Source organism: Mesorhizobium sp. RCAM 05099 (assembly GCF_059683685.1).
The window spans coordinates 2,435,553-2,460,577 of sequence record NZ_CM185035.1 but is presented as its reverse complement, the minus strand read 5'-3'; the positions used below and the strand labels follow the sequence as shown (position 1 = coordinate 2,460,577).

The 25,025-nt window shown below is 64.6% G+C and carries 32 protein-coding genes and 3 pseudogenes; 10 read left to right on the top strand and 25 right to left on the bottom strand.

What is annotated here, in order from left to right; translation table 11 throughout:
* Entirely contained in the window at positions 1 to 744 is a 744-nt protein-coding gene (locus AC56QQ_RS12140; protein ID WP_497127355.1) for an amino acid ABC transporter ATP-binding protein, read from the top strand.
* Between the two features lie 201 nt (positions 745 to 945).
* On the opposite strand, the gene AC56QQ_RS12135 is transcribed toward AC56QQ_RS12140, so the two are convergent.
* From AC56QQ_RS12135 to AC56QQ_RS12070, 14 genes and pseudogenes are all read right to left on the bottom strand, one after another.
* Complete coding sequence (locus tag AC56QQ_RS12135) at positions 946 to 2,061, bottom strand: alkene reductase (protein ID WP_497127353.1); 1,116 nt, start codon at positions 2,059 to 2,061, stop codon at positions 946 to 948.
* 37 nt (positions 2,062 to 2,098) lie between these two features.
* Positions 2,099 to 2,389 (bottom strand): ArsR/SmtB family transcription factor, encoded by a 291-nt coding sequence (locus AC56QQ_RS12130; protein ID WP_489863497.1) that lies wholly within the window; start codon positions 2,387 to 2,389, stop codon positions 2,099 to 2,101.
* Between the two features lie 192 nt (positions 2,390 to 2,581).
* Positions 2,582 to 3,828: pseudogene (gene arsK, locus AC56QQ_RS12125) on the bottom strand (arsenite efflux MFS transporter ArsK).
* Positions 3,821 to 5,251 carry an NAD(P)-binding domain-containing protein gene (locus AC56QQ_RS12120; protein ID WP_497127351.1) on the bottom strand — a complete coding sequence of 477 codons (1,431 nt, stop codon included), beginning with the start codon at positions 5,249 to 5,251 and terminating at the stop codon, positions 3,821 to 3,823. Before AC56QQ_RS12120 ends, arsK begins: the two are co-directional and overlap by 8 nt.
* 44 nt (positions 5,252 to 5,295) lie before the next feature.
* Entirely contained in the window at positions 5,296 to 5,616 is a 321-nt protein-coding gene (locus AC56QQ_RS12115; protein ID WP_256752284.1) for an ArsR/SmtB family transcription factor, read from the bottom strand.
* Positions 5,617 to 5,676: 60 nt separating this feature from the next.
* Entirely contained in the window at positions 5,677 to 6,096 is a 420-nt protein-coding gene (gene arsC, locus AC56QQ_RS12110) for an arsenate reductase (glutaredoxin) (RefSeq protein ID WP_497127349.1), read from the bottom strand.
* Positions 6,093 to 7,202 (bottom strand): ACR3 family arsenite efflux transporter, encoded by a 1,110-nt coding sequence (arsB, locus tag AC56QQ_RS12105; protein ID WP_497127347.1) that lies wholly within the window; start codon positions 7,200 to 7,202, stop codon positions 6,093 to 6,095. The genes arsC and arsB overlap by 4 nt, the downstream gene beginning before the upstream one ends.
* Before the next feature lie 16 nt (positions 7,203 to 7,218).
* The gene (locus AC56QQ_RS12100) at positions 7,219 to 7,728 is read right to left on the bottom strand and encodes an arsenate reductase ArsC (protein WP_497127345.1); all 510 of its coding nucleotides are present in this window, start codon (positions 7,726 to 7,728) and stop codon (positions 7,219 to 7,221) included.
* A gap of 22 nt (positions 7,729 to 7,750) precedes the next feature.
* Positions 7,751 to 8,083 carry an ArsR/SmtB family transcription factor gene (locus AC56QQ_RS12095; protein WP_269907025.1) on the bottom strand — a complete coding sequence of 111 codons (333 nt, stop codon included), beginning with the start codon at positions 8,081 to 8,083 and terminating at the stop codon, positions 7,751 to 7,753.
* A gap of 88 nt (positions 8,084 to 8,171) precedes the next feature.
* Positions 8,172 to 8,870, bottom strand: coding sequence for an RES family NAD+ phosphorylase (locus AC56QQ_RS12090; protein WP_497127343.1), 699 nt, complete (start codon positions 8,868 to 8,870; stop codon positions 8,172 to 8,174).
* A complete protein-coding gene (locus tag AC56QQ_RS12085; RefSeq protein WP_489862513.1) occupies positions 8,864 to 9,274 on the bottom strand; it encodes an antitoxin Xre-like helix-turn-helix domain-containing protein in 411 nt (136 codons plus the stop codon). The genes AC56QQ_RS12090 and AC56QQ_RS12085 overlap by 7 nt, the downstream gene beginning before the upstream one ends.
* 374 nt (positions 9,275 to 9,648) lie before the next feature.
* Positions 9,649 to 11,081, bottom strand: a pseudogene (locus AC56QQ_RS12080) (aldehyde dehydrogenase family protein).
* Between the two features lie 158 nt (positions 11,082 to 11,239).
* On the bottom strand, positions 11,240 to 11,623 hold the full coding sequence (locus tag AC56QQ_RS12075) for an ACT domain-containing protein (protein ID WP_497127341.1): 384 nt from the start codon (positions 11,621 to 11,623) through the stop codon (positions 11,240 to 11,242).
* A gap of 28 nt (positions 11,624 to 11,651) precedes the next feature.
* The gene (locus tag AC56QQ_RS12070; RefSeq protein ID WP_497127339.1) at positions 11,652 to 12,119 is read right to left on the bottom strand and encodes a GNAT family N-acetyltransferase; all 468 of its coding nucleotides are present in this window, start codon (positions 12,117 to 12,119) and stop codon (positions 11,652 to 11,654) included.
* A gap of 330 nt (positions 12,120 to 12,449) precedes the next feature.
* Here AC56QQ_RS12070 and AC56QQ_RS12065 point away from each other — a divergent pair, with 330 nt between their 5' ends.
* The 6 genes and pseudogenes from AC56QQ_RS12065 (at position 12,450) to AC56QQ_RS12040 (ending at position 15,668) form a co-directional block, all read left to right on the top strand.
* Positions 12,450 to 13,040: a cation efflux transmembrane domain-containing protein gene (locus tag AC56QQ_RS12065; RefSeq protein ID WP_497127337.1), complete on the top strand. Its 591-nt coding sequence runs from the start codon at positions 12,450 to 12,452 to the stop codon at positions 13,038 to 13,040.
* Positions 13,041 to 13,052: 12 nt separating this feature from the next.
* Positions 13,053 to 13,256, top strand: a pseudogene (locus AC56QQ_RS12060) (LysR substrate-binding domain-containing protein); the annotation flags it as partial.
* Between the two features lie 177 nt (positions 13,257 to 13,433).
* Positions 13,434 to 13,820, top strand: a complete 387-nt coding sequence (locus AC56QQ_RS12055) for an ester cyclase (protein WP_497127335.1) — start codon at positions 13,434 to 13,436, stop codon at positions 13,818 to 13,820.
* A gap of 41 nt (positions 13,821 to 13,861) precedes the next feature.
* Positions 13,862 to 14,185: a type II toxin-antitoxin system ParD family antitoxin gene (locus AC56QQ_RS12050; protein ID WP_497128969.1), complete on the top strand. Its 324-nt coding sequence runs from the start codon at positions 13,862 to 13,864 to the stop codon at positions 14,183 to 14,185.
* Positions 14,182 to 14,466 (top strand): type II toxin-antitoxin system RelE/ParE family toxin, encoded by a 285-nt coding sequence (locus AC56QQ_RS12045; RefSeq protein ID WP_497127333.1) that lies wholly within the window; start codon positions 14,182 to 14,184, stop codon positions 14,464 to 14,466. Before AC56QQ_RS12050 ends, AC56QQ_RS12045 begins: the two co-directional genes overlap by 4 nt.
* A 125-nt stretch (positions 14,467 to 14,591) precedes the next feature.
* Positions 14,592 to 15,668, top strand: a complete 1,077-nt coding sequence (locus tag AC56QQ_RS12040; protein ID WP_497128966.1) for a YeiH family protein — start codon at positions 14,592 to 14,594, stop codon at positions 15,666 to 15,668.
* On the opposite strand, the gene AC56QQ_RS12035 is transcribed toward AC56QQ_RS12040, so the two are convergent.
* The gene (locus tag AC56QQ_RS12035) at positions 15,669 to 16,166 is read right to left on the bottom strand and encodes a GAF domain-containing protein (protein WP_489862523.1); all 498 of its coding nucleotides are present in this window, start codon (positions 16,164 to 16,166) and stop codon (positions 15,669 to 15,671) included.
* A 90-nt stretch (positions 16,167 to 16,256) separates the two neighbouring features.
* Between AC56QQ_RS12035 and AC56QQ_RS12030 the strand changes: the two genes are divergently transcribed.
* Entirely contained in the window at positions 16,257 to 16,685 is a 429-nt protein-coding gene (locus AC56QQ_RS12030) for an NUDIX hydrolase (protein WP_497127331.1), read from the top strand.
* A gap of 8 nt (positions 16,686 to 16,693) precedes the next feature.
* Here the strand turns inward: AC56QQ_RS12030 and AC56QQ_RS12025 are convergent, their stop codons facing one another.
* From AC56QQ_RS12025 to AC56QQ_RS12015, 3 genes are all read right to left on the bottom strand, one after another.
* Positions 16,694 to 16,852, bottom strand: coding sequence for a hypothetical protein (locus AC56QQ_RS12025; protein WP_167365270.1), 159 nt, complete (start codon positions 16,850 to 16,852; stop codon positions 16,694 to 16,696).
* 198 nt (positions 16,853 to 17,050) lie between these two features.
* Positions 17,051 to 18,682 carry a chaperonin GroEL gene (groL, locus tag AC56QQ_RS12020; protein ID WP_489862525.1) on the bottom strand — a complete coding sequence of 544 codons (1,632 nt, stop codon included), beginning with the start codon at positions 18,680 to 18,682 and terminating at the stop codon, positions 17,051 to 17,053.
* 31 nt (positions 18,683 to 18,713) lie between these two features.
* Positions 18,714 to 19,028, bottom strand: a complete 315-nt coding sequence (locus AC56QQ_RS12015; protein ID WP_091584984.1) for a co-chaperone GroES — start codon at positions 19,026 to 19,028, stop codon at positions 18,714 to 18,716.
* Between the two features lie 247 nt (positions 19,029 to 19,275).
* Here AC56QQ_RS12015 and AC56QQ_RS12010 point away from each other — a divergent pair, with 247 nt between their 5' ends.
* Together AC56QQ_RS12010 and AC56QQ_RS12005 are read left to right on the top strand one after the other, a co-directional pair.
* Complete coding sequence (locus AC56QQ_RS12010; RefSeq protein ID WP_269907048.1) at positions 19,276 to 19,530, top strand: hypothetical protein; 255 nt, start codon at positions 19,276 to 19,278, stop codon at positions 19,528 to 19,530.
* Positions 19,527 to 19,793 (top strand): DUF1488 family protein, encoded by a 267-nt coding sequence (locus AC56QQ_RS12005; protein WP_172349346.1) that lies wholly within the window; start codon positions 19,527 to 19,529, stop codon positions 19,791 to 19,793. The genes AC56QQ_RS12010 and AC56QQ_RS12005 overlap by 4 nt, the downstream gene beginning before the upstream one ends.
* Positions 19,794 to 20,003: 210 nt before the next feature.
* Here AC56QQ_RS12005 and AC56QQ_RS12000 read toward each other — a convergent pair whose 3' ends face one another.
* From AC56QQ_RS12000 to AC56QQ_RS11970, 7 genes are all read right to left on the bottom strand, one after another.
* Complete coding sequence (locus AC56QQ_RS12000; protein WP_497127329.1) at positions 20,004 to 20,225, bottom strand: DUF6500 family protein; 222 nt, start codon at positions 20,223 to 20,225, stop codon at positions 20,004 to 20,006.
* A gap of 64 nt (positions 20,226 to 20,289) precedes the next feature.
* Positions 20,290 to 20,481, bottom strand: coding sequence for a hypothetical protein (locus tag AC56QQ_RS11995; RefSeq protein WP_091584990.1), 192 nt, complete (start codon positions 20,479 to 20,481; stop codon positions 20,290 to 20,292).
* A gap of 11 nt (positions 20,482 to 20,492) precedes the next feature.
* Complete coding sequence (locus tag AC56QQ_RS11990) at positions 20,493 to 20,699, bottom strand: hypothetical protein (protein ID WP_497127327.1); 207 nt, start codon at positions 20,697 to 20,699, stop codon at positions 20,493 to 20,495.
* A 162-nt stretch (positions 20,700 to 20,861) separates the two neighbouring features.
* Positions 20,862 to 21,938: a diguanylate cyclase domain-containing protein gene (locus AC56QQ_RS11985; protein WP_497127325.1), complete on the bottom strand. Its 1,077-nt coding sequence runs from the start codon at positions 21,936 to 21,938 to the stop codon at positions 20,862 to 20,864.
* Between the two features lie 347 nt (positions 21,939 to 22,285).
* Positions 22,286 to 23,014 (bottom strand): gamma-glutamylcyclotransferase, encoded by a 729-nt coding sequence (locus AC56QQ_RS11980; protein WP_497127323.1) that lies wholly within the window; start codon positions 23,012 to 23,014, stop codon positions 22,286 to 22,288.
* Positions 23,015 to 23,141: 127 nt separating this feature from the next.
* The gene (locus tag AC56QQ_RS11975) at positions 23,142 to 23,660 is read right to left on the bottom strand and encodes an Hsp20/alpha crystallin family protein (RefSeq protein WP_489862531.1); all 519 of its coding nucleotides are present in this window, start codon (positions 23,658 to 23,660) and stop codon (positions 23,142 to 23,144) included.
* A 437-nt stretch (positions 23,661 to 24,097) separates the two neighbouring features.
* Positions 24,098 to 25,006, bottom strand: coding sequence for a LysR family transcriptional regulator (locus AC56QQ_RS11970; protein WP_497127321.1), 909 nt, complete (start codon positions 25,004 to 25,006; stop codon positions 24,098 to 24,100).
* Between the last annotated feature and the right edge of the window lie 19 nt (positions 25,007 to 25,025).

Sequence of the window (25,025 nt, the reverse complement as noted above, 5' to 3'; positions counted from 1 at the left end):
ATGACCAAAACCGGCATGATCGACTTTCGCCGCGTCAACAAATGGTTCGGCGCGCTCAACGTGCTGAAGGACATCACGCTCAGCGTCGAGCCGCGCGAAGTGGTCGTCGTCTGCGGCCCGAGCGGCTCGGGCAAGAGCACGCTGATCCGCTGCATCAACGGCCTGGAGACGATCAAGGACGGCGATCTCATCGTCGACGGCCAGCGCCTAGGCGACCCCACCACCAACATGACGCAGCTGCGCACCGAGATCGGCTTCGTCTTCCAGTCGTTCAACCTCTACCCGCACAAGACCGCGCTCGAGAACGTCACGCTCGCCCCCATCCATGTCCGCAAGATCCCGCGCGCCGAGGCCGAACAGGCCGGGCGCGAATTGCTGGCCAAGGTCGGTCTCGCCGACAAGGTCGACGCCTATCCGGCGCAGCTTTCCGGCGGCCAGCAGCAGCGCGTGGCGATCGCCCGCTGCCTCGGCATGCGGCCCAAGATCATGCTGTTCGACGAACCGACCTCCGCGCTCGATCCCGAGATGATCTCCGAAGTGCTCGACGTCATGGTCGCCGTCGCCGAGGAAGGCATGACCATGATGGTGGTGACGCATGAGATGGGCTTTGCCCGCAAGGTCGCCCAGCGCGTGGTGTTCATGGACGCCGGCGCCATTGTCGAAAGCGGCACGCCGGACGAGTTCTTCTCGCATCCCAAGACCGACCGCAGCCGCGCCTTCCTGAGCAAGATACTCAGGCATTGAGGGCGGCGACAGGGAGCGCCTTCTCGGCGCTTCCCGTCAATCTGTCCGGCGACCGTTGTATCAATCGAAGAATAGCGTTGCCTTGCAACGGATCTGGACGCCGTCCGGGCCGAATTGTTCAGTCCGGTCATCGGTCGTCGTGACAGGCCGACCGGCTGCCCTTCCGCTGCGCGCGAAAGGGCAAGCCGTCCGGTTGGGTGCTCAGGCTGCCGTCGGATAGTCCGTATAGCCCCTGGCGTCGCCGCCATAGAACGTCGCCTTGTCGGGGGCGTTGAGTTCAGCATTCCGCTTCAACCGGCTGACGAGGTCGGGATTGGCGATGAACAGCTTGCCGAACGCGACAAGGTCCGCCTTGCCGTCGGCAACGGCCTTTTCGGCCAGGTCCTTGTCGTAGCCATTGTTCACCAGCCAGGCACCGCGTCCGCCAGCCTTGTGATAGGTGGCCTTGAGTTCCGCGTAGTCGAACGGCTTGTCGCCCTGGCTGAAGTCGCGCGCGCCGCCGGTCGCGCCTTCCACGATATGGATATAGGCCAGGCCCCGGCTGCCCAGGCCCGCCACCACATGGTTGAACAACGGCTGCGGATTGGCATCCGAAGTGTCGTTGGCGGGCGTCACCGGCGACAGCCGGATCCCGGTCCTGCCGGCACCGACGGCGCCCGTGACCGCGTCGACCACCACGAACAGGAAGCGCGTCCGGTTCTCGATGGAGCCGCCATAGTCATCGGTGCGATGGTTGGTGCCCGAGCGCAGGAACTGGTCGACGAGATAGCCATTGGCACCATGGATCTCGACGCCGTCGAAACCCGCTACCTCGATCGCCGCCTTGGCGGCGCGGCGGAAATCGTCGACGATGCCGGGGATTTCGGCCGCATCTAGCGCGCGCGGCTCGGAGGTCTCGGCGAACTCGCCGCTGCCATCCGGCTTGACCAGGAAGGTTTTGGAGTTTGCCCTGATCGCCGACGGCGCCACCGGCTTGCCGCCGCCGGGCTGCAACGAAACATGTGAGATGCGTCCGACATGCCAGAGCTGGACCACGATCTTGCCGCCGGCTCTATGGACCGCGTCCGTGACACGCTTCCAGCCGGCAAGCTGGTCCGCGCCATAGAGGCCGGGCACGTCGGCATAGCCCTGGCCCTGATGGCTGATGGCGGTGGCCTCCGTCACGATCAGCCCGGCCGTGGCGCGCTGGCCATAATAGGTGACCGAGAGGTCGCCGGGGACCGCATTGGGTGAACGATTGCGCGTCAGCGGCGCCATGACGATGCGGTTCGCCAGCGCCAGGTCGCCGGCCTGCAGCGGATCAAAGAGTGTAGTCATGAGAAAAAGCCTTTCGTGGGGGGACGGGGGAGGATTGTCAGAGATCGGATAGGGCGGCCTGGAAGGCGGCGATGGTTTCTTCATTGCGCTTGTAGAAGACCCATTGGCCGACCCGCCGTGTCGTGACGAGGTCGGCCGACGCCAGCGTCGCCAGATGCGCCGAGACGCTGGACTGCGCCAGGCCGCGACGGTCGAACTGGCTGGCGCAGACACCCATCTCGAGCGGATGCGCCTGCGCGGCGAAGTGCCGTTCAGGCTCCTTCAGCCACGCCAGGACATCCCGTCGAAACGGATGCGCCAGCGCCTTCAATATGATGTCGTTGTCCATCTTCACCTGCATCGATCTCAACCGATATATAGATCGGCTAGAGACGATATGGCAGGAATACCATTCCATTCTTGCCGGCGATCGGAGAAAGCGGCACCCCGGACGAGTTCTTCACGTACCCCAAGACCGACCGCACGTGCGCCTTCCTCAGCAAGATACTCAGGCATTGAAGGCACGGCATCCCGCCGCGCTTTAGGTCGCCTCTTCCGGATTGCCCCCAATCGCGAACGCAACCCGGCCGGCGGGCCCTCTCAAAAGCGCGATGGCAAGGAACGCGATCACGCCGGTCGCGGCGGCGGCCACCAGCACCCACAGCGAATTGGCGACGGATGTCCGCGCCATCATGAAGGCGAGCGCGAACGGCGCGAAGGACGACGTGAACTGGCGGGCCGCACTCGCCCAGCCCAGCCGCGCGCCATAGCCTTCGCGGCCGAAGAGCTCGAGCGGCAAGGTGCCGCCGACGATGCTGGTGAGGCCGGAACCGAGGCCGAACAGGAACACGAACAGGAAGGCGCCGGGCAGCCATGGCGTGGTCAGCAGCAGCGCGCACAGCCCGGCCGTGAGCAGCGACGCGGCGATGACGGCGAGATGCGTTTGCTGAAGGCGCCCGCCAAACAGCATGTTGACCAGCCGGCTGGCGACCTGCGCCGGCCCGAACAGGGTCGAAACGAAGAGGCCGGCGGTGCCCAGCCCAAGTGCCGCCGTCAGCGGCACCATGTGGATGAGGATCGCCGACAGCACGAAACCCTCGGTGGCGAAACCCGCCAGCATGAGGAGAAACGCCACCCGTCCGCGGCGCGCATCGAGCGGCGCGCCCGCTTCATGCGCCAGGGCTCGTCCCTCGCCTTGCGGCGCGACCGTCGCGTGGCGGCGCGACAGGCGCATCAGCCAGGCGTGGATCGGCAGGCAGAGCCCGAGATTGAGCGCGGCGAACAGCAGGTAGACCTCGCGCCATGTCAGATGGGCATGCAGCGCCGAGGTCAGCGGCCAGAACAGGGTCGAGGCGAATCCCGCGATGAGCGTCAGGTGGGTGATACTGCGTTGCGGCCTGGGAACACCAATCTGCACGATCGCCACGAAGGCGGCGCGTAGAGGACGAAGCTGGAAGCCAGCTCCATCGCCAGCAGCGCGAGAACGAACGTCACCCGGCCGGGCGAGACGGCGCACAGCGCCAGCGCTATGGCCGCGGCGACCGAGCCGATGGTCATGATGCGCCCGGCGCCGAAGCGGTCGGCCCAACGCCCCGCCGTCGGCGCGAACAGGCTGCCGGCGAACAGCGAGGCGGACAGGGCGCCGAACACCCACCCTTGCGTGAGGCCGAATTCCCGGGCCATCGCCGGCGCCAGGATCGAGAAGCTGTAATAGAGCGTGCCATAGCCGATGATCTGGGTCAGCCCGAGCCCCCAGATCGCCTTGCGCAGGGCGGACCGGTCAGGCATCGACGCCGGCCGCCACGACTTTTTTCGCCTCGGTGCCGGTCGGCGCGGTTCCGCAGCCGCAGCCCGATGCGCCACTTGCCTTGGCGTCGGCATCCCTGACACAGCACGCATCGGCAGTGGCGGGAGCAGGCCCGCCGCAGCAACCCGCACTGTCCTCCGGTCCCACCACGACATCGGCGCTGCACACGCCGGTCTCCGGCAGCACCAGGTGCACCTCGCGGGCGGCTGCGTGATCTCCGGCAATGTCGGCGACCACGGAGCGGACCTGCTCGTAGCCGGTAGCCATCAGGAAGGTCGGGGCGCGGCCGTAGGATTTCGAGCCAACGATGGTGAAGCCGGGTTCGGGATGGGCGAGTTCGCGGATGCCATGCGCCGGAACCGTGCCGCAGGAGTGAAAGTTCGGATCGATCAGCGGCGCCAGCGCCGGCGGCGCTTCGACAACGGGATCGAGCGCGATGCGGATTTCGCTGAGGAACGACAGGTCGGGCCGGAAGCCGGTGGCGACGACGATACGGTCGACGGCAAGGCTGAACGGCTTGCCGGCCAGGCTGGCGTCGACGGCGAGCCCCTCGCCCTGCATTGCGATGCGGTTGACGGCGAAGGGAGCCAGCATGTTCAGCCTGCCGTCCGCCATCGCCTGCTTGGCGGCCAGCCCCAGCGCGCCGCGTTCGGGCAACTGGTCGTTCAGCCCGCCGCCAAGCAATCTCTCGACGCTGCCGTGGCGCAGCGCCCAGAAGATCTCGGTGCCCGGTGCCGCGGCCCGCAATTCCATCAGCGCCAGCGCGACGTTGATGGCCGAATGCCCGCCGCCGATGACGAGGACGCGCTTGCCCGCATAGTCTTTTCTCGCCTTGCCGACCACGTCGGGAATACCATAGGCGATGCGCGCCGAGGCCGCGCCTTCGCCGGCAACCGGCAACCCGTCGACGCCGATCGGGTTCGGCCGCCACCATGTTCCGGAGGCGTCGATGACGGCGCGTGCGAGAACGCGGTGCTCGCCGCCGGCATCGCGATAGCGGATGACGAAGGGCGCGTCCTTGCGTCCCTCATTGGCGACCTTGTCATGTCCCTGGCGGGTGATCGCGGTGACCTCGGCGCCGAGCTTCAAATTGTCGGCGATCGCGGGAAGTGCGGCGAGCGGCGCCAGATAATCGCGCACGATCTCGCCGCCGGTCGGCAGGCCGCGCATGGCCGGCGCCGTCCAGCCGGAGCGGTCGAGCAGCGCCCGCGCCGCCGCGTCGATATTGTATTCCCAAGGCGAAAACACCCGCACATGACCCCATTCGAGCAGTGCCGCGCCAACGCTTTCACCGCGTTCGAGGATGAGCGGACGGATGCCGCGCTCGACGAGATGCGCGGCGGCGGCGAGGCCGACCGGGCCAGCGCCGATCACCGCGACGGGAAGGTTTGCCATCATGTCCATTGGTTCGATCCTTCCGGTATCTTCGAATTATTGAGACAAAAAAATCAAGCCAGCGCCTTGCCGACGGCGGGCGCGCAACTGGCGTCGGCGCAGCACTCGTCGGCGAGATAGCCGATCAGGGCATTCATGCCGGGATAGTTGGCGCGGCAGATCAGCGTCGTCGCTTGCCGCTCCTGCGTCACCAGACCGGTGTCGACCAGCCGCTTGAGGTGATGCGACAGCGTCGAGGAGGGAATATCTAGCTTGCCCTGGACGCTGCCCACGGGCAGCCCGCCCTCGCCGGCGCGCACCAGGATGCGGTAAAGTTGAAGCCGTGTCGGGTTGCCGAGCGCTTCGAGCTGGGAGGCTGCTTTTTCGAGTTTCATCGAAATAACCTACACGACACTTTTCGAACCGTCAAGACTATTTCGAAGAATATAGAAATACTATCGGCCGGCGCGCTTGCCCGCGTTGACCACCTCGCCATCCTCCTTGGTGAACGCGCCGATCTCCGGGTTGGGCAGGATGTCCAGCACCTTTTCCGACGGCCGTGCCAGGACGACACCGAGCGGGCTGACGACGATCGGCCGGTTGATCAGGATCGGATGCGCCAGCATGAAATCGAGGATCTCGTCGTCGGACCATTTCGGATCGGCAAGGCCGAGTTCGGCATAGGGCGTGCCCTTCTCGCGCAGCAACTCGCGCGGCTTCATGCCCATCTCCGCGATCAGCTCGACCAGTCTTTGCCGTGACGGCGGCGTCTTCAGATATTCGATCACCTCCGGCTCCTCGCCGGACTGCCGGATAATCGCCAGCGTGTTGCGCGACGTGCCGCAGGCCGGATTGTGATAGATGGTGACGGTCACTTCGCGGCCCTCTCTGTCGACATGGTGTTCCTGACGGCGGCGCCCTCTTCGTACCAGCCCTTGCTGCGATTGACGATCCACACCACCGACAGCATGACCGGAACCTCGATGAGGACGCCGACCACGGTCGCCAGCGCCGCACCCGAATTCAGCCCGAACAGCGCGATCGCCGCCGCCACCGCCAGCTCGAAGAAGTTCGACGCGCCGATCAGCGCCGAGGGCCCGGCCACGCAGTGCCGCTCGCCTGTGATGCGGTTGAGCAGATAGGCAAGGCCGGAGTTGAAGTAGACCTGAATCAGGATCGGCACCGCCAGCAGCGCGATCACCAGCGGCTGGGCGATGATCTGCTCGCCCTGGAAGCCGAACAGAAGCACCAGCGTCGCCAGCAGGGCAACCAGTGACAAGGGCTGCAGCGCGGCCAGCAGCGCATCGAGCCCGCCCTGCCCCTTCGCCGCCAACAGCCGGGCGCGGACCAGCTGCGCGACGATCACCGGCAGGACGATGTAGAGCGCGACCGACAGCACCAGCGTGCCCCATGGCACGGTGATCGCCGACAGGCCGAGCAGCAGCCCGACGATGGGCGCGAAGGCGACGATCATGATCGCGTCGTTGAGCGCCACTTGCGACAGCGTGAAATTCGGCTCGCCGCGCGTCAGGTTCGACCAGACGAACACCATTGCCGTGCACGGGGCCGCGGCCAGGATGATCAGCCCGGCGATGTAGGAATCGATCTGCGCGGCGGGCAGCCACGGCCGCAGCAGCCAGCCGATGAAGAGCCAGCCGAGCAGCGCCATCGAGAACGGCTTCACCGCCCAGTTGATGAACAGCGTCACGCCGATGCCGCGCCAATAGGTGCCGACGCTGGCCAGCGAGGCGAAGTCGACGCGCAACAGCATCGGCACGATCATCAGCCAGATCAGCACGGCGACGGGAATGTTGACCCTGGCGATTTCGGCCGCCGCGATGGCGCCGAACACGCCCGGCAGCAAATGGCCGAGCGCGACACCAGCGACGATGCACAGCGCCACCCACACCGTCAGGTATTTCTCGACGAAGCCGATGCCGGGGCGCGCCGCCTCGCCAGCGTTCAGAACGTGATCGGTCATGATGAGGTTCCTTGGCTCAGCCGGCCTTCGGCAGGTTGCGGCCGATCTCGTCCAGCCGCTTCTGCAGGGCGAGCTTGTCGACCATGTTCACCGGCAGACTGACGAAGGTCGAGATCCGGTTGTTGAGCATGCGGTAGGCTTCGGCGAAGGCGAGATGCTTTTCGGCGTCCGTGCCTTCGACGGCAGCGGGATCGGGAATGCCCCAATGTGCCGTCATCGGCTGCCCCGGCCAGATTGGACAGGACTCGTTGGCGGCGTTGTCGCAGACCGTGAAGACGAAGTTCATCTCCGGCGCGCCGGGAACCGCGAACTCTTCCCAGCTCTTCGAGCGAGCGAAAGACGTGTCGTAGTTGAGGCTTTTCAGCAATTGCAGCGCGTAGGGATGCACCTCGCCTTTCGGCTGCGATCCGGCCGAATAGGCCTTGAACTTTCCGGCGCCGACACGGTTCAGGATCGCTTCGGCAAGGATCGACCGGGCCGAATTGCCGGTGCACAGAAACAGCACGTTGAATGTCGGATTGCTCATTGGCGATTGCTCCCACACAAGATTAACAGCCGCACGCCACGGCATTGATGACGGGACGGCAGAGCTCCGGCGCCCCGTTGCAGCAATCTTCCATCAGATAGGCCAAAAGGTCGCGGAAGCCGGTCATGTCGGCGACGTAGCGCACGATGCGGCCGTCGCGTTCGGGGCGGATCAGCCCGGCATGGGCCAGCACCTTCAAATGCGCCGACATGGTGTTCTGGACCGTATCCAGCCTTGTGGCGATCTCGCCCGCCGCAATGCCTTCCGGACCGGCGCGCACCAGCAGCCGGAAGACATCCAGCCGCGTCTCCTGGCCAAGCGCGGCCAGCGCGTTCAACGTGCCTTTTTTATCCATATATCCGAATCCTTGGATTTATGGATTTCTAGATACCGCCTTCCCTGCGATCTGTAAAGCGATCTGGAGGCAGCGCCTTCGCCTGCCACTATACGACCGCCAGCACCTTTCCCGTATCGTGCTGGCGCACGAAATCCACGCGAGCGCCGTCCCAGTGGTAGCTGTAATGCCGGCCCTGGACCGGAACGGTGATCGCGTCCGGCCAGAAGATACCGATGCAGCCCCCGCCCCGTCTGCGCACGCTGTTCCACACCAGCCCGTCGCTGCCGGCGGCCCGCAGGGCGCGCCCTTCCGCCTGCGAGGCGGTGTAGTCGTCCGGGTCGAGCACGCCGGGCACCGCGTTCACGTCGTCGAGGTCGCGGTCGACACTGCCGATCAGCACGCGGAAATCCGCCGTCCAGCCCGCATCCTCGTTGGTGGCGCGCATGAATTTCTGATGGTGGTGGATGGTTTCGGCCAGCGCCACCTCCTCGCTGTCGCCGGCATAGTAGATTCCGTAGCTGCCATCCGAGAACCGGCCCGGCCGCAGCGTCGAACAATGCACGAAGGGCGCCATCACGAAGCTGGCGCCGGGGCCGGAAACCCGCCTTGCCGCCGGCACCTTGCCGAGGTCGCCGAGTTCGAGCCGGATGCGCGGGTTCGTCTTCTCCTCGACGGCCGCCAGTGCCTCCCAGTCGCGCGGGTCGGCAATGTCCTCGAAGAGGTCGATCGGGGGATGGATGGAGCGGATGATGCGGAAGGTCTGGTGCCAGTCGACGCGGCGACGGACCGCAAGCCCACTCACCATGCACCACGCTCCGCATCGAGCCATTCGCGCATCGCGGCGAGATCGGCGATTTCTCCGCGCAGCATCAGGTCGAGGGCCGACTGGCCGCCGAAGGTGGCATTGGGCTTGCGGATCCAGGCGTAGCCGCGCGCCGGCTCGGTGAAGAGATAGCGCAGGCCTTTGTGGATGCCCATCAGGTGCGCCATGCGGGTGCGCAGGTCGCGGTCGATCCTGCCGATGCCGCCTTCCTTCCAGCGTGCCCAGGTGCGCGCCGACATGCCGCCGAGCAGGATGCAGGCCTCGCTATCGGTGAGATTCCAGGCCTTGAACAGGTTGACCGTGGTGCGCGCCAGCGCGCCCGCCTCGTCGTCGGTAATGACGCTGCCAACCGTGGACGGTGTCGTGACTATGGGCTGAAGCTGCATTTTCGCTCCCTCGCTATTGGCAGATATATAGCATGGATTTGCCAAATGGCAAGGATGGGGTCGTAGGGCAACGGCTTTCAGATCAATGAAAATTCCGAACTTTAAGGGGGACTGCCAATCGCCGGGCCAAGTGCCGCCCCTCACCTGCCTGCCGGCATCCTCTCCCCGTAGTGACGGGGAGAGGGGCGCTGTCATCGCCGGTTTCGCCAATCACCAGCGTCGCAAGAAAAGGCACCGGCGTTGCGGCTAGCCCCCTTCTCCCCGTCACTATACGGGGAGAAGTGCCCGGCAGGGCGATGAGGGGCGGCGCCGACCTCGCAATGATTCCGGCTCCAACAGGCCGAGTGCCGTGTCGAACGGACGGCGCGTCTTGCCTACTCCGCCGCCTCATACCCCGCGATGCCCTTGATCTCGAGGAAATCCTCGAGCCCGTATTCGGCATATTCGCGGCCGTTGCCCGACTGCTTGTAGCCGCCGAACGGCAGGCCGGCGTCCCAGGTCGGATAGTTGATGTAGACGTTGCCGGAGCGCATGCGCGCCGCCACGTCGCGCGCCTTCTTGATGTCCTTGGCCTGGATGTAGGAGGCCAGGCCGTAGACGGTGTCGTTGGCCTGCTCGACCGCCTGTTCGACGGTGTCATAGGGCAGGATCGCCAGCACCGGCCCGAAGATCTCCTCGCGCGCGATGCGCATGTCGTGCGTGACGTCGGCGAACACCGTCGGCCGGATGTAGTAGCCGCGGTTGAGTTCAGCCGGCCGGCCGGGGCCGCCCGCGACCAGCGTCGCACCCTCGTCGATGCCGCTCTGGATGAGGTCCTGGATCTTGTCGAACTGGACTTGGCTGACCACCGGGCCAAGCCTGGTGCCAGCGGCGTCAGCGGGACCGACGGTGAACTTTTCCGCCGCTGCCTTGGCATAGCCCGCCGCCTCGTCATGGCGGTCGCGCGGCACGAACATGCGCGTCGGCGCGTTGCAGGACTGGCCGCTGTTGCCGAAGCAGCCGGCGACGCCCTTGGTGACGGCGGTGGCGAGATCGACATCCGGGAACAGGATGTTGGCCGACTTGCCACCAAGTTCCTGGTGCACGCGCTTGACCGTATCGGCGGCGGCCTTGGCCACCAGGATGCCGGCGCGGGTCGAACCGGTGAACGACATCATGTCGATGTCGGGGTGGCTGGAAAGCGCCTGGCCGACACCCGGGCCATCGCCGTTGACGAGGTTGAACACGCCCTTCGGCACGCCGGCCTCGTCGATGATCTCGGCAAAGATGATGGCGTCGAGCGGCGCGATTTCCGACGGCTTCAGCACCATGGTGCAGCCGGCGGCAAGCGCCGGACCCACCTTGCAGGTAATCTGGTTCAGCGGCCAGTTCCACGGCGTGATCAGGCCGACGACGCCGATCGGCTCCTTGACGATCAGCGACGAGCCCTTGGCGTGACGGAACTGGAACGACTTCAGAACCTCCGCCATCTTCTGCAGATGCGCCAGCCCGACACCGACCTGGCTGTCGAGCGCGAACTGGCGCGGCGCACCCATCTCGCGTGACACGGCCAGCGCCAGATCGGCGCTGCGCTTCTTGTAGACTCGATGACGCGGTTGAGGATATCGAGCCGCTCTTCGACCGACGTGAAGCCGAACGTGTTGAAGGCGCGCTTGGCGGCGGCCACCGCCTTGTCGACATCGGCCTTGGAGCCAAGCGAGATCTGCGCGAAGGCGTCTTCGTTCGACGGATCGATGACATCGAGCGTGTTGGGCACGACAGGATCGACCCACGCGCCATCGATATAGAACTGCAGATTGTGTGACATGGTTTGCTCCTAGGGGATGTGCCGCGTGGCCGTGCCGACCGTCATATCTGGCTAGAAATAACGATGCACAAACGGCGTTGTCAAACGCAACCCCCGAAATGGTTGAGCCAGCGCGCCAGTCGTTGAGCCAGGGGCCAGCACCTGCCTGGTGAGGATGACTACAGCAACGTATGTCCAGCCTCGACCAGAAGCCGCCTCGCGGCGGCCTGATCCGTCGCTTTCACCAGGAGATGGTCGCCATCGAAGGTGGACACCACGAAGATGCCCAACCCGTTTTCCGACAACGGCCTGATGACCGACAGCACGATACCGGTCTCGCCGAAGGCAAACGGCCCTTCGAATTTGAAGGCGACCCAGTCGCCGTCCTGCCTGACGGCATCCGGCACGCGATCCTGCGGGCAGACGATCGAAAGTTCGTCGTCGGTCCTGGTGATGCTGACAAAGCCGGGCCCGTCCGCCCAACCGGGAATGGTGTCGTTCGGCTCAAGCCGCGAAATCGCGTAAAGCCTGGGAAGTTGCTTCAATCTGATCCTGGCAGTCATTGTCGAGTCCCGCTCTTCCGATTGCCGGCTATCGCGCCAGTTTCTTGCTCATATAGACCGTCATTCCGCCCATGAACGGCTCTTCGCGGTCGATTACATAGCCGTGCCGTTTGTACAGCGACACATTGGCCTCGAAGGCGCCATTGGTCAGCAGCTGAAGCTCGCGCCGGCCGGCTTCACCCGCCCTGCGCTCGGCCTGTTCCAGCAGCAGCCGGCCGATCCCCCTGCCCTGCGCCAGCGGCGCGACGCAGACATTCTCGATCCAGAGATGATCGTCGGCCAGCATGGTTTCGATCATCCCGACCATGCGGCCCTCCTCGATGGCGAGATCGAACGAGTGCTCGGCAACGGCCTTGTCGTAGTCGGCGCGCATCGGCAGCGGCTCGCGGCCGATCAGCGGCACCCACTTGGCATAGGCGGCGCGCACGATATCCCTGATGGCTGTGGCATCAGCGGGTTCGGCCGGCCGAAGCCAGATGGAAGTAACGATGGTCATCACAATGCTCCAGACATGGAAAACCCCGCCGGCGGTTTCGCGGGCGGGGCTGGGAAACGAACGAACCGGATCTATCGTGCCGGTCTTTGTCGTCGCGCGATCAGCTCGCCGCTCCGCACCGTGCGGGAGCGGCGTCGCTTGGTGTTGGCGGGCGCAAGGACGAACATGGCGTCAAGCTGGAACAGGAGCAGCGGCGCTGTCAAGACGGCCGCTCGATCGGTAATGTCCCATATCGGCGACGCGGTTCTGGCCTTCAGGTCCGCCAAGCAGGGAATCGCTATATATGCTTTGCCGTAACGGCCGTAACGGCAATGGATCGATGGACAAGATATGACCGGGACGCTGAACAAGACGGTGCGGATGGTCGCCATCCTGAACCTTGGCTATTTCGGAATCGAGTTTGCCGTAGCCGTCTGGATCGGATCGGTATCGCTGTTCGCCGACAGCATCGATTTTCTTGAGGATGCATCCGTCAACCTGCTGATCATGGTCGCGCTGGGCTGGACCATCCGCAATCGAGCACGGCTCGGAATGGCCTTGGCGGGGGTACTCCTGATCCCGGCCTTGGCGACCCTTTGGACGGCCTGGCAGAAGTTCAACATTCCAATTCCGCCGGCGCCCGTTCCGCTGACGCTGACCGCTGCTGGCGCGATCCTCGTCAACCTGTCATGCGCGCTCATGCTCGCTCGCTATCGCCATCACAGCGGCAGCCTCACTCACGCGGCATTCCTGTCGGCACGCAACGATGTCCTGGCGAATGTGGCAATCATCGCCGCCGGCCTGGTCACGGCATTTGTGTGGAACTCGGCCTGGCCGGACATTGTCATCGGCCTTGCAATCGCCGCCATGAATGCGGACGCCGCCCGCGAGGTTTTCACCGCCGCGAGACGCGAGTTCGCGGAAAGCCAGATTCCAAGCTGAGACACGACCGCTCGCTCGGGCACGCCCCTTGCCGGATTGGGTCTCGCCTATCTGCCCGAGGACCAGGTGACGACCTGCCTGGCCGACGGCCGGCTGGTGCGGGTGCTCGCCGACTGGTGCGCGCCCTTCGCCGGCTATCACCTCTATTACCCCAGCCGCCGCCAGGCGACGCCCGCCTTCTCGTTGCTGGTCGATGCCCTGCGCTATCGTGGCTAGGGCCGAGAAATGGAGCCCGGTTTTCGCAAAAGACCGTGCTCAAACAAACGGATAGAGTTCCATCCCGATTCATTCCGGATGGAACAGTCGCCAGAGCGCAGTCCATCTGGACTGCATCTGGGAGTGTTCTATCTTCCTGGCTGAACGTGATCTGACGGAAGCACCGGAGCAATCGCCGTGACCGACCCCGATCTTACCGACACCTATCTCGGCTATATCGCCTGCCTCAACAATCAGGACTGGCGAAACCTTCACCGGTTCGTTCATGACGAGGTGCACTACAATGGCGACCGGATCGGATTGGCCGGGTACCGCAAGATGCTGGAACGGGACTTTTCCGAAATTCCCGACCTCTATTTCGACATCCAGCTGCTGGTCTCCGATACGCCGTTCATAGCCAGCCGGCTTCAGTTCAACTGCACGCCAACGGCAAATTTCCTTGGCCTGCCTGTCAACGGCAGGAAAGTCTCCTTCAGCGAGAACGTTTTCTATGAATTTCTCGACGGCAGGATCAGGCATGTCTGGTCGGTCATCGACAAGGCGGCCATCGAAGCGCAGCTTTGACGGTATGTCGTAGCGGATGAGATAGGTCGTCCTTGCGGCTGGTGGTAAACTTGCCTACCTTGCGTATGCAGGAGAAGACACATATGGCGAATGTCGAGAAAGTGAGCGTTGCCCTCACCCCTGAAATGGCAAGCATGATGCGCGAGGTCGTCGCGGCCGGCGAATACGCCTCGGCGAGCGAAGTCATGCGTGAGGCGCTTCGCGAGTGGAAGTTTCGCCGGACGCAACGCGATCAGGCTGTCGACGAGTTGGGACGGCTTTGGGACGAAGGCTTGGCAAGCGGCAACGCCGTCGACGGACGCGAAGCCTTCGCCCGGATCAAAAGCAAGCTCGATGCAAAGATCGCTGAGCGCACGTCGCGATGACGCTGCGCCTACGGCCGGAAGCCGAAGCGGACATCGAGGCCATCGCGCTCTACATCGCCGAGGATAGCCCGTCCGCAGCGTTGCGTTGGTATGATGAGATCCATGCCCATTGCCAACGTATCGCCGATATGCCGGGAATGGGTGTTGCCCGGCCGCAAGTGCGAGCGGGCTTGCGCACGGTCCCCGCCGGAAATTACCTGATCCTGTATCGCCAGATCGATGACGGCGCCGAGATTGTACGCGTGGTTCATGGCGCGCGACGATGGCAGGAATTGCTGTAGTCGGATGGTTGAATGGTCCTCAACTCCAACCGTTCGTAAAAATCGATCATTCTAACGAGAATAATTCGTTGGAAAGATCGGTTCAGGAATGGCATTCCTCCGGCCTACTCGCCTGGAGCATTGCATTGTCTTTCCTTACCCACATCGCGAACGATATTCCCAACAGCCTGATTTCCGCCGATCCGGCCGGGCACCGGAACCGCCTCAATTCGGTGTGGAATGGGATCATCCCCGGCATCGTCCTTGTCGCGATGATCACGGGCGTCGCCTTCTCGGCCCGCAATGTCTCCGGCTTCGCTTTGTTCAGCCCAATGATCCTCGCCGTCGTCGCCGGCATGATCTACTCCAATGTGCTCGGCACGCCCGCCCACGCCGGGGCCGGCATCGCCTTTTCGCAGCGCCGGCTGTTGCGCTTCGCCATCGTGCTGCTCGGCTTCCAGCTGACGCTTGGCCAGGTGGTGTCGATCGGCGCCAGCGGCGTCGGCATTGTTGCACTGACGCTCGGCGCCACCTTCGTCTTCACCGTCACGCTCGGCCGGCTGATCGGCGTCGACGCCAGGCTGGCGCAGCTGATCGCCGCCGGCACCTCGATCTGCGGCGCCTCGGCCATCGTCGCCACCAACATCGTCACCGATGCACGCGACGAGGACGTCACCTACGCCGTCGCCTCGATCACGCTGTTCGGCACCGTCGCCATGCTCGGCTTCCCGCTGCTGGCGTCCGTACTCGGCCTCGACCAGCACGCCTTCGGCCTGTGGGCCGGCGCCTCGATCCATGAGGTGGCGCAAGTCATCGGCGCCGGCTTCCAGAACGGCACCCAGTCTGGCGAGATCGCCACCGTCGCCAAGCTCACCCGCGTCGCCATGCTGGCTCCTATGGTCATCGCGCTCGGCCTGATGGCGCGCCGCAAGAGCAGCGATCAGGCAAGCGATCAATCCGGGGCGCGGCCGCCCATGCCGTGGTTCGTCGCCGCTTTCGTCGCCGTCGTGGCGCTGAACAGCCTGGTCGCGGTGCCGGCCGAAGTGAAATCGGCGATGGCGATAGCCACCACCATCATGCTGACCATGGGGCTGGCCGCCATGGGCCTGCAGGCCGATATTTCGCAGCTGCGCTCGCGTGGCCTGCGCCCGCTGGCGCTCGCCTTCTCGGCCTTCCTGTTCATCGGCGGCTTCAGCCTGATGCTGGTGAAGCTTGTCGGCTGATCAATCCTCGAAGGAACTCGTCGCGACATAGATCGCCGCCAGCGTCTCTATGCCGGCCTGGTCGGCCTGGTCGAAGCGCCCAGGCAGCGGGCTGTCGAGGTCGAGCACGCCGAAGACGCCTTCATCGTCTTCGAGCAGCACGACCAGTTCCGAGCGCGAGTCGGCATCGCAGGCGATGTGGCCGGGAAAATCATGCACATCCTTGATCAGCATCGAGGAGCCGAGTTCGACCGCGGTTCCGCACACGCCCTTGCCGACGGCGATGCGCACGCAGGCCGGCTTGCCCTGGAACGGCCCCAGCACCAGTTCCTCGTCGGATGCCAGGAAATAAAAGCCGGCCCAGTTGAGGTCCGGCACCATCTGGAAGATCAGCGCGGCGGTGTTGGCGGCGTTCGCAATCGAGTCGCGCTCGCCCTCGAGCAGCGCCTTCAATTGCGTGGCGAGGTCGCGGTAGAACGCGGCCTTGTCAGTGGTATCGATGGCCTTGGCCGCAAACATGGCTTGTCTCCGTACTCAGAATCGCGGTTGCTTCGACAGGCTGTCAAACTCGGCATGCCTTGCACCAAACGATCACCGGACGATACTAGCGTGAATCCCATCCGCTCCGAAAGCCGCAAGATCAGGATTGCCGCCGCAGTCATCGCCGACGCATCGGGCAGATTGCTTCTGGTGCGCAAGCGCGGCACCAGCGCCTTCATGCAGCCCGGCGGCAAGATCGAGCCGGACGAGGAGCCGGTCGATGCCCTGGTGCGCGAATTGCGCGAGGAACTCGGGCTGGTGATCGACCCGGGCATGGCTTCCCGGCTCGGCCTGTTTTCGGCCAAGGCGGCCAATGAGCCTGACAGCACGGTCGAGGCGGAGTTGTTCGCCCTCACTTTTGCCGCACAGCCGATCGAGAGCCAGCCGGCAGCGGCGGCCGAGATCGAGGAGATGATCTGGCTGGACCCCGCCTCGACCCACGACATCGAGCTCGCGCCGCTGACGCGCGACGTGGTGCTTAGGCTGAGTGGAAAGTAGCGCGAGCCCTACATCGGACGCTTGGGTTCGCCCTTTGGCGGACTGGCCGTGTCGGAATCGGATTTCCGATGCTTGTCGGCGGCAATCCTGCGGATGCGGTCGAAGCGGCTTTCCTCGGTTTTTTCGGTCGTGACGACCGTTTCTGGCTTCCGCACGAACGTGATCATGGATCCGTCTCCTGGGCTAGAGGCCTGCGCGCCGGGAGAAATCCCCCGGCGGTAATCCCGGTTCCTAGAACCGGCGTAGATTCAGGTCAGGCCGAGTCGAAAACGGCTGATACCGAGAACCGGAGCGGAGCGTACTTTGGGTACGTGAGCACCGGAAGCGAAGGTATCAGCCGTTTGCAGACCGGCATCACCTGAATCTTAGTAGCCGCCCATGCCGCCGCCATTGCCGCCCGCGGGCGCTGCGTCCTTGGCCGGAATGTCGGTGATCATGGCTTCGGCGGTGATCAGAAGCGCGGCGATCGAGCCGGCGTCCTGCAGCGCGGTGCGCACCACTTTCGCCGGATCGACGATACCCGCCTTGATCATGTCGACATAGACCTCGTTCTGGGCGTCGAAGCCCTGATTGTGGTCCTTGCTGTCGGTGAGCTTGCCGACGACGATCGAGCCTTCGACGCCGGAATTCTCGGCGATCTGGCGGATCGGGGCTTCCAGCGCGCGAAGCACGATGGAGATGCCAGCCGTGACATCGTCATTGGCGCCGGTCAGGCCGGCAAGCGCCGACCTGGCACGCAGCAGAGCCACGCCGCCGCCGGGCACGATGCCTTCTTCAACCGCCGCGCGCGTTGCGTTCAGCGCGTCGTCGATGCGGTCCTTCTTTTCCTTGACTTCCGACTCGGTGACGCCGCCAACACGAATGACGGCAACACCGCCGGAGAGCTTGGCCAGCCGCTCCTGCAGCTTTTCCTTGTCGTAGTCGGAGGTGGTCTCCTCGATCTGGCCCTTGATCTGCGCGACGCGCGCCTGGATGGTCGCCTTGGTGCCGGCGCCGTCGATGATCGTGGTGGTGTCCTTCTCGATCAGCACGCGCTTGGCGCGGCCGAGCATGTCGATGGTGACGTTTTCGAGCTTGATGCCGAGATCCTCGGAAATCATCTGGCCGGCGGTGAGCACGGCGATGTCTTCCAACATCGCCTTGCGGCGATCGCCGAAGCCCGGCGCCTTGACCGCCGCGACCTTGAGGCCGCCGCGCAGCTTGTTGACGACCAACGTGGCCAGAGCCTCGCCTTCGACGTCTTCCGAAATGATCAGCAGCGGCCTGCCGTTCTGGACGACCGCCTCGAGGATCGGCAGCATCGCCTGCAGATTGCCGAGCTTCTTCTCGTGGATGAGCACGTAAGGCTCTTCCAGCTCGACGCGCATCTTGTCGGCATTGGTGACGAAATAGGGTGAGAGATAGCCGCGGTCGAACTGCATGCCCTCGACGACGTCGAGTTCGGTTTCGGCGGTCTTGGCTTCCTCGACGGTGATGACGCCGTCATTGCCGACCTTGTCCATCGCCTTGGCGATCATCTCGCCGACGGTTGCGTCGCCATTGGCGGCGATGGTGCCGACCTGGGCGATCTCGGCCGACGACTTGACCTTCTTGGCCTTGGCCTTGATTTCCCCGACGACGGCGGCGACGGCCTGGTCGATGCCGCGCTTGAGGTCCATCGGGTTCATGCCGGCGGCGACCAGCTTGGCGCCTTCGCGCAGGATCGAAGCGGCCAGCACCGTGGCGGTGGTGGTGCCGTCACCGGCGAGGTCGTTGGTCTTCGAGGCCACTTCGCGCACCATCTGCGCGCCCATGTTCTCGAACTTGTCGGCAAGCTCGATTTCCTTGGCGACGGTGACGCCGTCCTTGGTGATGCGCGGCGCGCCATAGGCCTTGTCGATGATGACGTTGCGGCCCTTGGGGCCGAGCGTGACCTTCACCGCATTGGTGAGGATCTCGACGCCGCGCAGCATGCGGTCGCGCGCATCGGTGGAGAATTTGATTTCCTTGGCAGACATTTTTTATCCAGTTCGTTCAGAGGGAGTGAGGTCAGGCGGCTTTCTTGGCGGCCACGGTCTTCTCGATGACGCCCATGATGTCGGCTTCCTTCATGATCAGAAGGTCCTCGCCGTCGATCTTGACCTCGGTGCCCGACCATTTGCCGAACAGGATGGTATCGCCGGCCTTGACGTCGAGCGGAACAAGCGCGCCATTTTCGTCGCGTGCGCCAGGTCCAACGGCGATGACTTCGCCTTCCTGCGGCTTTTCCTTGGCATTGTCGGGGATGATGATGCCGCCCTTGGATTTGATATCGCCTTCGGCGCGCCGAATGACGACGCGATCGTGGAGTGGCCGAAACTTCATGAGAACTTCTTTCTGGGGCCGGCATAGGCGGCCGCGTCCCTCATATAGGCGCTTTGGCACTCGATAGATAGGAGTGCCAAAAATTATTCGCGGGCGGAATTAAATATTCAAAAGTATTATTTCGGGCTGCCGTTTCGTGATATCGGAACCAAGTCAAATATTTCAAAAGATTGAATTTTGCCGATCGAACACCTATTTATCGGACAAGTTCATTTGCACAATTTCAGGCACAAGGGAGATTTCTTCGATGGCCGAAGGCAATCAGACGATCATGGAAAAAGCTGAAGCCCGCTTTGTCGACAAGCAGAAGAAGACGGCGGAGCGCAACAAGGCAACCGCTGAATACATGTCCGAAGCCAGGGCCCGGGAGATCAAGACCGCAAGGCTCAGGGAATTGCGGCTGGCCAAGGAAGAGGCAGACCGCGTCGCGGAAGCCCTGAACCCGACGCCGAAGAAGAAGCGCGCGGTCAAGAAGGTGGCCGCAACGGAGGTCAAGACATGAGCCTGACATTCCCCAACCGCAGCCGCAGCTATGACGAAGCCGGCAAGCGCATCCGTTTCGTCGGCCATGACGGCATGTTCCAGATTTCGTTTTCCGTCGCCGCCGACGCCATGACCAGGATGCAGCCGGCGACAGCGGCCAACGAGGCCGGTTACCTCGCCACATTCGACACCGAGAGCAGCGCCATCCGCGACGTGGCGGCCAAGGCCTACGACCGCACCCGCAAGAGCATGTATGTGCTGACGGCCGCCGATTTCGGCTGATCGGCCTTGCGTGCGTTGGGTTTCAGGTGATGCCGGCCTGCGAACGGCAGTTTTCTGCGCTTCCGGTGCTCACGTACCCAAAAGTACGTTGCGCGCCGGTTCTCGAAAACCACCATTCTCGGCTCAGCCTGACCTGAATCTCAACACACCCTGGCGCATGTCGCTCAAGAGTGGTCTCGGTTTGAGACAACGACATGCATGAAACGACGATTAAAGGTCCATGTTCTCGACCATCGTGCGTATCTTCTCGGCCTTTTCGAAATGGTCGAGGCGGTGGGTTCTGATCCACCATTCGGCTGCTTCCATCAGCAGTTCGGGGTCGTCGTTCCTGTTGGCGAAAAACGCGTAGAACGACACGCCGACGGCAGGCCCTTTCTCGGAAATCTTGCGGTCGCAGACCTCCAGTATCTTTTGCTTCAGGCTCGCTCTCACGGGAATCCTCTGGTTTCGGCGCGGCAAGGTCTTGGCCCCCGCTCCGGGCTGGCAGCCGGAACGCTCAATCCTTGCGCTCCGCTCTCTCCCGGCGCCTGACGTCGCGGACATTCATCTGCACGACCATGTCCTCGGCCTCGCGCGGGCTCATGCCGACCATCACTTTTTGCCTGACCACGGCTGGCTGGCCGGTGAAGACATCGACAATGGTCCAGCTCTGGGGAAGCTCCATGCGCAGTGTGTAGCGATTGGCCATGCTGGCTTGCCTCAGCCCTGCATCATGAAAAACACCACGCCCAGGATCAGCACCGTCCAGGCGATGACCGACAGCTTCAACAGCATGCCGCCATGCTCGGCCAGCAGCTTTCGCAGGCGCGGCACGAGGCCCGCCGACCGGACCGGCGCCGCCACCAAGGCGACGGGTGCCTTGGCACCGAGTTTTCCAAAGATGGGCAGCAACGACGGTTCACGCACGAAATTGACCTCGGATGTCGGGAAGAAGCCGGAGCAAGGGCGTCCTGGCGCCTTCCATAGCACCCTTTCGCGAACGCTCCGCATGCCAAATGAAGATAAGCGCCACGGTCCGCACTGGTGAGAAGATGCGCCGGCCCGATGGACAGGGCCCGCCGACCAGCCTCAAGCCGCGGCGCTGCGGCCTTTCACGCCGGCTTCGGTCTTGAAAATGCGGAAGGTGTTGCGGCCCGCCGCCTTGGCGGCATAGAGCGCGGTGTCGGCCTGTATGAACAGGTCGCACGGCGCGCCTGTCGCGGCGAAGGCGATGCCGACCGAGGCGCCGAGCTTGAGCGACTGGCCGCCCGCGGCGACCGGCTCGCCCATCGCCTCGATGATGCGGCGCGCCAGCCCGGAGACGGCGCCACGGTCGAGATGCGCTCCAAGCAGCACCGCGAACTCGTCGCCGCCGACGCGCGCCACCAGATCCGCCTCGCCGCAGCCATCGGCAAGCCGCTGCGCCGCTGTCTTCAGGCACTCATCGCCGACGACATGGCCGAACGTGTCGTTGACCGCCTTGAAGCCGTCGAGGTCGATCAACAGCAGGGCGCCGAGCGGTCGGTCCTCGTCCGTATGGGCGAGCCGCGCCTGGAACCGGCCGCGGTTGGCAAGTCCGGTCATGGCGTCGAACTCGGCCAGATGGCGCATCCGGTCCGACTGGCCCTTCTCCTCGGTGATGTCCTGCTTCATGCCAAAGATGCGCACGGGCACGCCCTCCTCGCACTCGACGGTCGCGGTGATGCGGATCCAGCGGCTGCGCCCGGCGAAAGTGGTGATCTCGGCGTCGAGGGTGAAGCCGCTGCGCTCCTCGATCGCCCGGCTGCGCATCGTCTCCAGCGCCTTGCGCGACTCCGCCGGGTAGCACTTGATGATCTCCGCGCGATCGAGCACGGAGCCGCGCGGCAGGTCGAACAGGTCATAGACCACGTCGGTCCACTGCAGTTGCACATCGGGCAGACTGCACTCCCACACGCCGAGGCGCGCGGCCACCGAGGCGCGGTCGAAGATCTTGCGGCTGTGGGCCAGCGAAACTTCCTGCCTGGCGATCAGCGCCGCCTGTGCCGCGAGTTCGGCCTTGAGCCGGGCGATGGTGGCGGCATCGCGACGAAGCTCGTCGGAACGGCTGTCGTGCCCCTCCCGCCTGCCGGCGCGCGGAGCATCGGCCCGCGCCGGGCCTTTCGGGATGTAGGGCGTATCGGGCATTGCGGAGCTCTGCTGTCCTGGCGGGCGACTACCATGGCGCCCAAGCCATTAACACTTCACTGCCAGGGGCCCGGCTTCGCTGGAAACTGATTGTCGAAGTCAGCGCTCGGAATGGGTGATGGAGCGAACGATCCCTGACCAGGACACTTTTCCCCTTGAACGGCCCCTTGATCCGGCCCAGCCTTGGCTTGAGAAAAGGTTTTTCCAAACATCTCCGATCGGGCTTGGCCATTGGCCGGGCCTCATTAAGGCCTGTAAGAGAAAACCTTTTCCCAACTCAGGATTCTCGGCGCGATGGCATCGGACGATCAGCCTGTTCCTGGTGTGGCTGCGGGACGGGTGAGGCGTCAGGGGCGCGACTGTTCGATCTCCTCGGCCACCAGTTCCTGCAACTGCCACAGATTGCGGTCGCGGATGCCGCAGGCGTCGAGATGGCGGATCGTCTCGAACAGATATTCCGCACCCGAACCCCAATGGCCGGCCGCCCTGGCCAGCGTCGCCGCGATCGCCCGCTTGTCGAGCTTGCCGGCATAGCGTGGATTGCCGGGGTCGACGACGAAGCCGAGCGCCCGCGAGGCACTGTCGCCTGTCCTGACTTGCAGCCAGCGCGGCACGTTGACGGCGGGAAGGATAGTCATCTCGCGGCGCAGCAACGCTTCGAGATTCGCCGCCACCGGCTCGGCGATCTCGAACACCATGCCCTGGCACTGGCCGCCGCGGTCGAGCGCCATCATCAGGCCGGGCCGGTCGATTGTGCCCCGGAAGCGCTGCACGGTGAAGCAGAACGACCGATGCCAGCCGGTCGCCACCGCCCGCTCGCCGCCCCTCACCTCGCCGACCGGCTTCCACAGCAGCGAGCCATAGGCGAACAATTTCAGCGGCCCGGCCGGAGCCGTCCCCAGCACCTCGTCGCGGAAACGCGCATAATCCGCGTCGGTCATGGCGACCATGCCCGGCGCCGGACCGGAATCCTCGACCACGCGCAGCGTGCGCGCGACCAGCGCCTCGGTCAGCGCCATCGGCGCCTTGCGCGGCGCCGACCTGCGCGGCGATGCGGCGGAAATGGCCTTGCTCATCCCTGTGCTCCCAGCCTTGCCGCCATGTTGCCCAAGGCTGGGGGATTCTCAAGAGGGCCGTGCGTCCGGCGCGAAATCAGCCGGTCGATGCCGGGCGTGCGCGAGGCGCCCGCCCGGCCGGTCTGTCCTAGTGCTTGGTGCTCTTGCCGCCGATGGGGATGCGCCTTGCCTTGCTCTGCGCCTTCTCGGACTTCGGCAGGCTGACGGACAGCACGCCGTTGCGGAATTCGGCCGCGACCTTGTCCTCCGCGACTTCGAAGCCGAGCGGGATGCGACGTTCGAAGCGGCCATAGAACCGCTCGGAGAACTGGCGCTCCTTGTCGTCGGTTTCGGCGTGTTTTTCGCCACGCAGCGTCAGGACGCCGTCATCGAGCAACACCTCGATGTCCTTCTCCTCCATGCCAGGTATCTCGGCCGTCACGCGGATCTCCTTGTCCGTTTCGGAGATTTCCACGCTGGGCCAGCCGCCGGCCGAAGAGAACCTGCCCAGGGACGGAAGCCGCGAATCGAAGCCGCGGAACATGTCGTCGACCAGGCGGCTCATTTCGCGATGCAGTCCCATGAACGGGTCCCGGTCGCTGTCGCGAAAGACGGTCGGAGCCTGGCTGGTGTCGCGGCTCCATGGCATGAGATCACGAATGGTCATTGCACTTGCTCCTTTCTTGCTCTGTTTCCTGTTCGTTTGTATGCTCTGGCTGCCATGCTCTCCGGGGGACAGACGCGCCGTCGCAGGCATTACTGCCGGCTCCATTCGCGCTTTGCTGTTTTCGCTCTGCTTCTGGTCCGATCCGCTCCACCTTTGGGAACGCCCTCGCCCTGTCGCGGGTCTCGCGCGGCTTCATCGCCTCCGGCATGTGATGCCTGGATTCGATGGTCACAAGGCCATCTGCCAGCCCGGCGTCGCCCATCAAGCCGGCGCCAGCGGCTGCGCCGGCCCATCCGGCGCCGGCATGGTCGATCTGGGGTTCATCGCGGTGGGGTCAAGACCCGGTAATGCAATGTGATCGTTGAATTGCAGGCGCGCCCAGCGCTCCGGCGCCGCACTCAGTTCGCCGCGCCGCCGGGCGGCCAGCTGGCCGCCAGCTACGACACCAGCGGCATCGGCACCTGAAGCCCTTCGATCAGCGCGTCGCGGAACAGCGCGATCGGGCGGCTGAGCCGGCCGGCGGGCGGGCGGTGCAGCAGCCGGGCGCGCACCTGCGGCTTGAAGTCTGGGCAGTCGATGACCTCCACCCTATCGCGCCAGCGGCTGTCGGCGAAGGCCCCCGGCGTGACGATGCCGATGCCGTGGCCGCGCGCCACCAGCGACATTCTGAGATCGACGCTGAGCGCCTCCACCCCGACCTGGAACGGCAGCCTCGCGGCCTCGAAACTTTGCCGGATGAAGGCACGAAAGCCGCAGCCATTTTCGTTCATCACCCAGGGAAAGCGCGACAGCGAGGCAAGGTCGGCGGGCTTGGGCACGCCAAGGCCGGGGGACGCGACCAGCAGCACCGACTGCACGCCGAGATCGTCGCGCACGAGTTCGTCCGGGGGAGTGACGCCCTCGGCAAGGCACACCGCCACGGCGTCGAGCTCGCTGCGTGCCACCTGCTCCACCAGCCTTGGCGACCAGCCGGAAGAGATGCGCAGCGTCAATTGCGGAAACGCGGCGCGCAAAGTGTCGAGCGGCAGCGCCAGCGCGGCATCCGAGAGATAGGGCATGATGCCCAGCCGGAACTCGCCCTTGACCTCGCCTTGCGGCGACACGCCGGCCTTCAAATCCTCGAGCGAGCGCAGCACGCGGCGGCCATGCTCATAGGCCTCGCGTCCCGTGGCGGTCGGCTTCAGCGGCTTCGACTGGCGATCGAGCAGCGCCGTCGCCAGCCCATCCTCGAGGTTCTGGATGCGGCGCGTCACGCCCGGCTGGGTGAGGTTGAGCCTGGCCGAGGCGCCGACGATGGAGCCGGTTTCCACCACGGCGATGAAAGCTTCGAGATCATGGATATTCATGCGCATCTCGCATAATCAT

Excerpts from the sequence above, each read along its gene's own strand:
- AC56QQ_RS12140 (WP_497127355.1), top strand. The coding sequence starts at position 1 with ATGACCAAAACCGGCATGATCGACTTTCGCCGCGTCAACAAATGGTTC.
- AC56QQ_RS12135 (WP_497127353.1), bottom strand. The coding sequence starts at position 2,061 with ATGACTACACTCTTTGATCCGCTGCAGGCCGGCGACCTGGCGCTGGCG.
- AC56QQ_RS12130 (WP_489863497.1), bottom strand. The coding sequence starts at position 2,389 with ATGGACAACGACATCATATTGAAGGCGCTGGCGCATCCGTTTCGACGG.
- AC56QQ_RS12120 (WP_497127351.1), bottom strand. The coding sequence starts at position 5,251 with ATGGACATGATGGCAAACCTTCCCGTCGCGGTGATCGGCGCTGGCCCG.
- AC56QQ_RS12115 (WP_256752284.1), bottom strand. The coding sequence starts at position 5,616 with ATGAAACTCGAAAAAGCAGCCTCCCAGCTCGAAGCGCTCGGCAACCCG.
- arsB (WP_497127347.1), bottom strand. The coding sequence starts at position 7,202 with ATGACCGATCACGTTCTGAACGCTGGCGAGGCGGCGCGCCCCGGCATC.
- AC56QQ_RS12100 (WP_497127345.1), bottom strand. The coding sequence starts at position 7,728 with ATGAGCAATCCGACATTCAACGTGCTGTTTCTGTGCACCGGCAATTCG.
- AC56QQ_RS12095 (WP_269907025.1), bottom strand. The coding sequence starts at position 8,083 with ATGGATAAAAAAGGCACGTTGAACGCGCTGGCCGCGCTTGGCCAGGAG.
- AC56QQ_RS12090 (WP_497127343.1), bottom strand. The coding sequence starts at position 8,870 with ATGGTGAGTGGGCTTGCGGTCCGTCGCCGCGTCGACTGGCACCAGACC.
- AC56QQ_RS12085 (WP_489862513.1), bottom strand. The coding sequence starts at position 9,274 with ATGCAGCTTCAGCCCATAGTCACGACACCGTCCACGGTTGGCAGCGTC.
- AC56QQ_RS12075 (WP_497127341.1), bottom strand. The coding sequence starts at position 11,623 with ATGACTGCCAGGATCAGATTGAAGCAACTTCCCAGGCTTTACGCGATT.
- AC56QQ_RS12070 (WP_497127339.1), bottom strand. The coding sequence starts at position 12,119 with ATGACCATCGTTACTTCCATCTGGCTTCGGCCGGCCGAACCCGCTGAT.
- AC56QQ_RS12065 (WP_497127337.1), top strand. The coding sequence starts at position 12,450 with ATGACCGGGACGCTGAACAAGACGGTGCGGATGGTCGCCATCCTGAAC.
- AC56QQ_RS12045 (WP_497127333.1), top strand. The coding sequence starts at position 14,182 with ATGACGCTGCGCCTACGGCCGGAAGCCGAAGCGGACATCGAGGCCATC.
- AC56QQ_RS12035 (WP_489862523.1), bottom strand. The coding sequence starts at position 16,166 with ATGTTTGCGGCCAAGGCCATCGATACCACTGACAAGGCCGCGTTCTAC.
- AC56QQ_RS12025 (WP_167365270.1), bottom strand. The coding sequence starts at position 16,852 with ATGATCACGTTCGTGCGGAAGCCAGAAACGGTCGTCACGACCGAAAAA.
- groL (WP_489862525.1), bottom strand. The coding sequence starts at position 18,682 with ATGTCTGCCAAGGAAATCAAATTCTCCACCGATGCGCGCGACCGCATG.
- AC56QQ_RS12015 (WP_091584984.1), bottom strand. The coding sequence starts at position 19,028 with ATGAAGTTTCGGCCACTCCACGATCGCGTCGTCATTCGGCGCGCCGAA.
- AC56QQ_RS12010 (WP_269907048.1), top strand. The coding sequence starts at position 19,276 with ATGGCCGAAGGCAATCAGACGATCATGGAAAAAGCTGAAGCCCGCTTT.
- AC56QQ_RS12005 (WP_172349346.1), top strand. The coding sequence starts at position 19,527 with ATGAGCCTGACATTCCCCAACCGCAGCCGCAGCTATGACGAAGCCGGC.
- AC56QQ_RS11995 (WP_091584990.1), bottom strand. The coding sequence starts at position 20,481 with ATGGCCAATCGCTACACACTGCGCATGGAGCTTCCCCAGAGCTGGACC.
- AC56QQ_RS11985 (WP_497127325.1), bottom strand. The coding sequence starts at position 21,938 with ATGCCCGATACGCCCTACATCCCGAAAGGCCCGGCGCGGGCCGATGCT.
- AC56QQ_RS11980 (WP_497127323.1), bottom strand. The coding sequence starts at position 23,014 with ATGAGCAAGGCCATTTCCGCCGCATCGCCGCGCAGGTCGGCGCCGCGC.
- AC56QQ_RS11975 (WP_489862531.1), bottom strand. The coding sequence starts at position 23,660 with ATGACCATTCGTGATCTCATGCCATGGAGCCGCGACACCAGCCAGGCT.
- AC56QQ_RS11970 (WP_497127321.1), bottom strand. The coding sequence starts at position 25,006 with ATGAATATCCATGATCTCGAAGCTTTCATCGCCGTGGTGGAAACCGGC.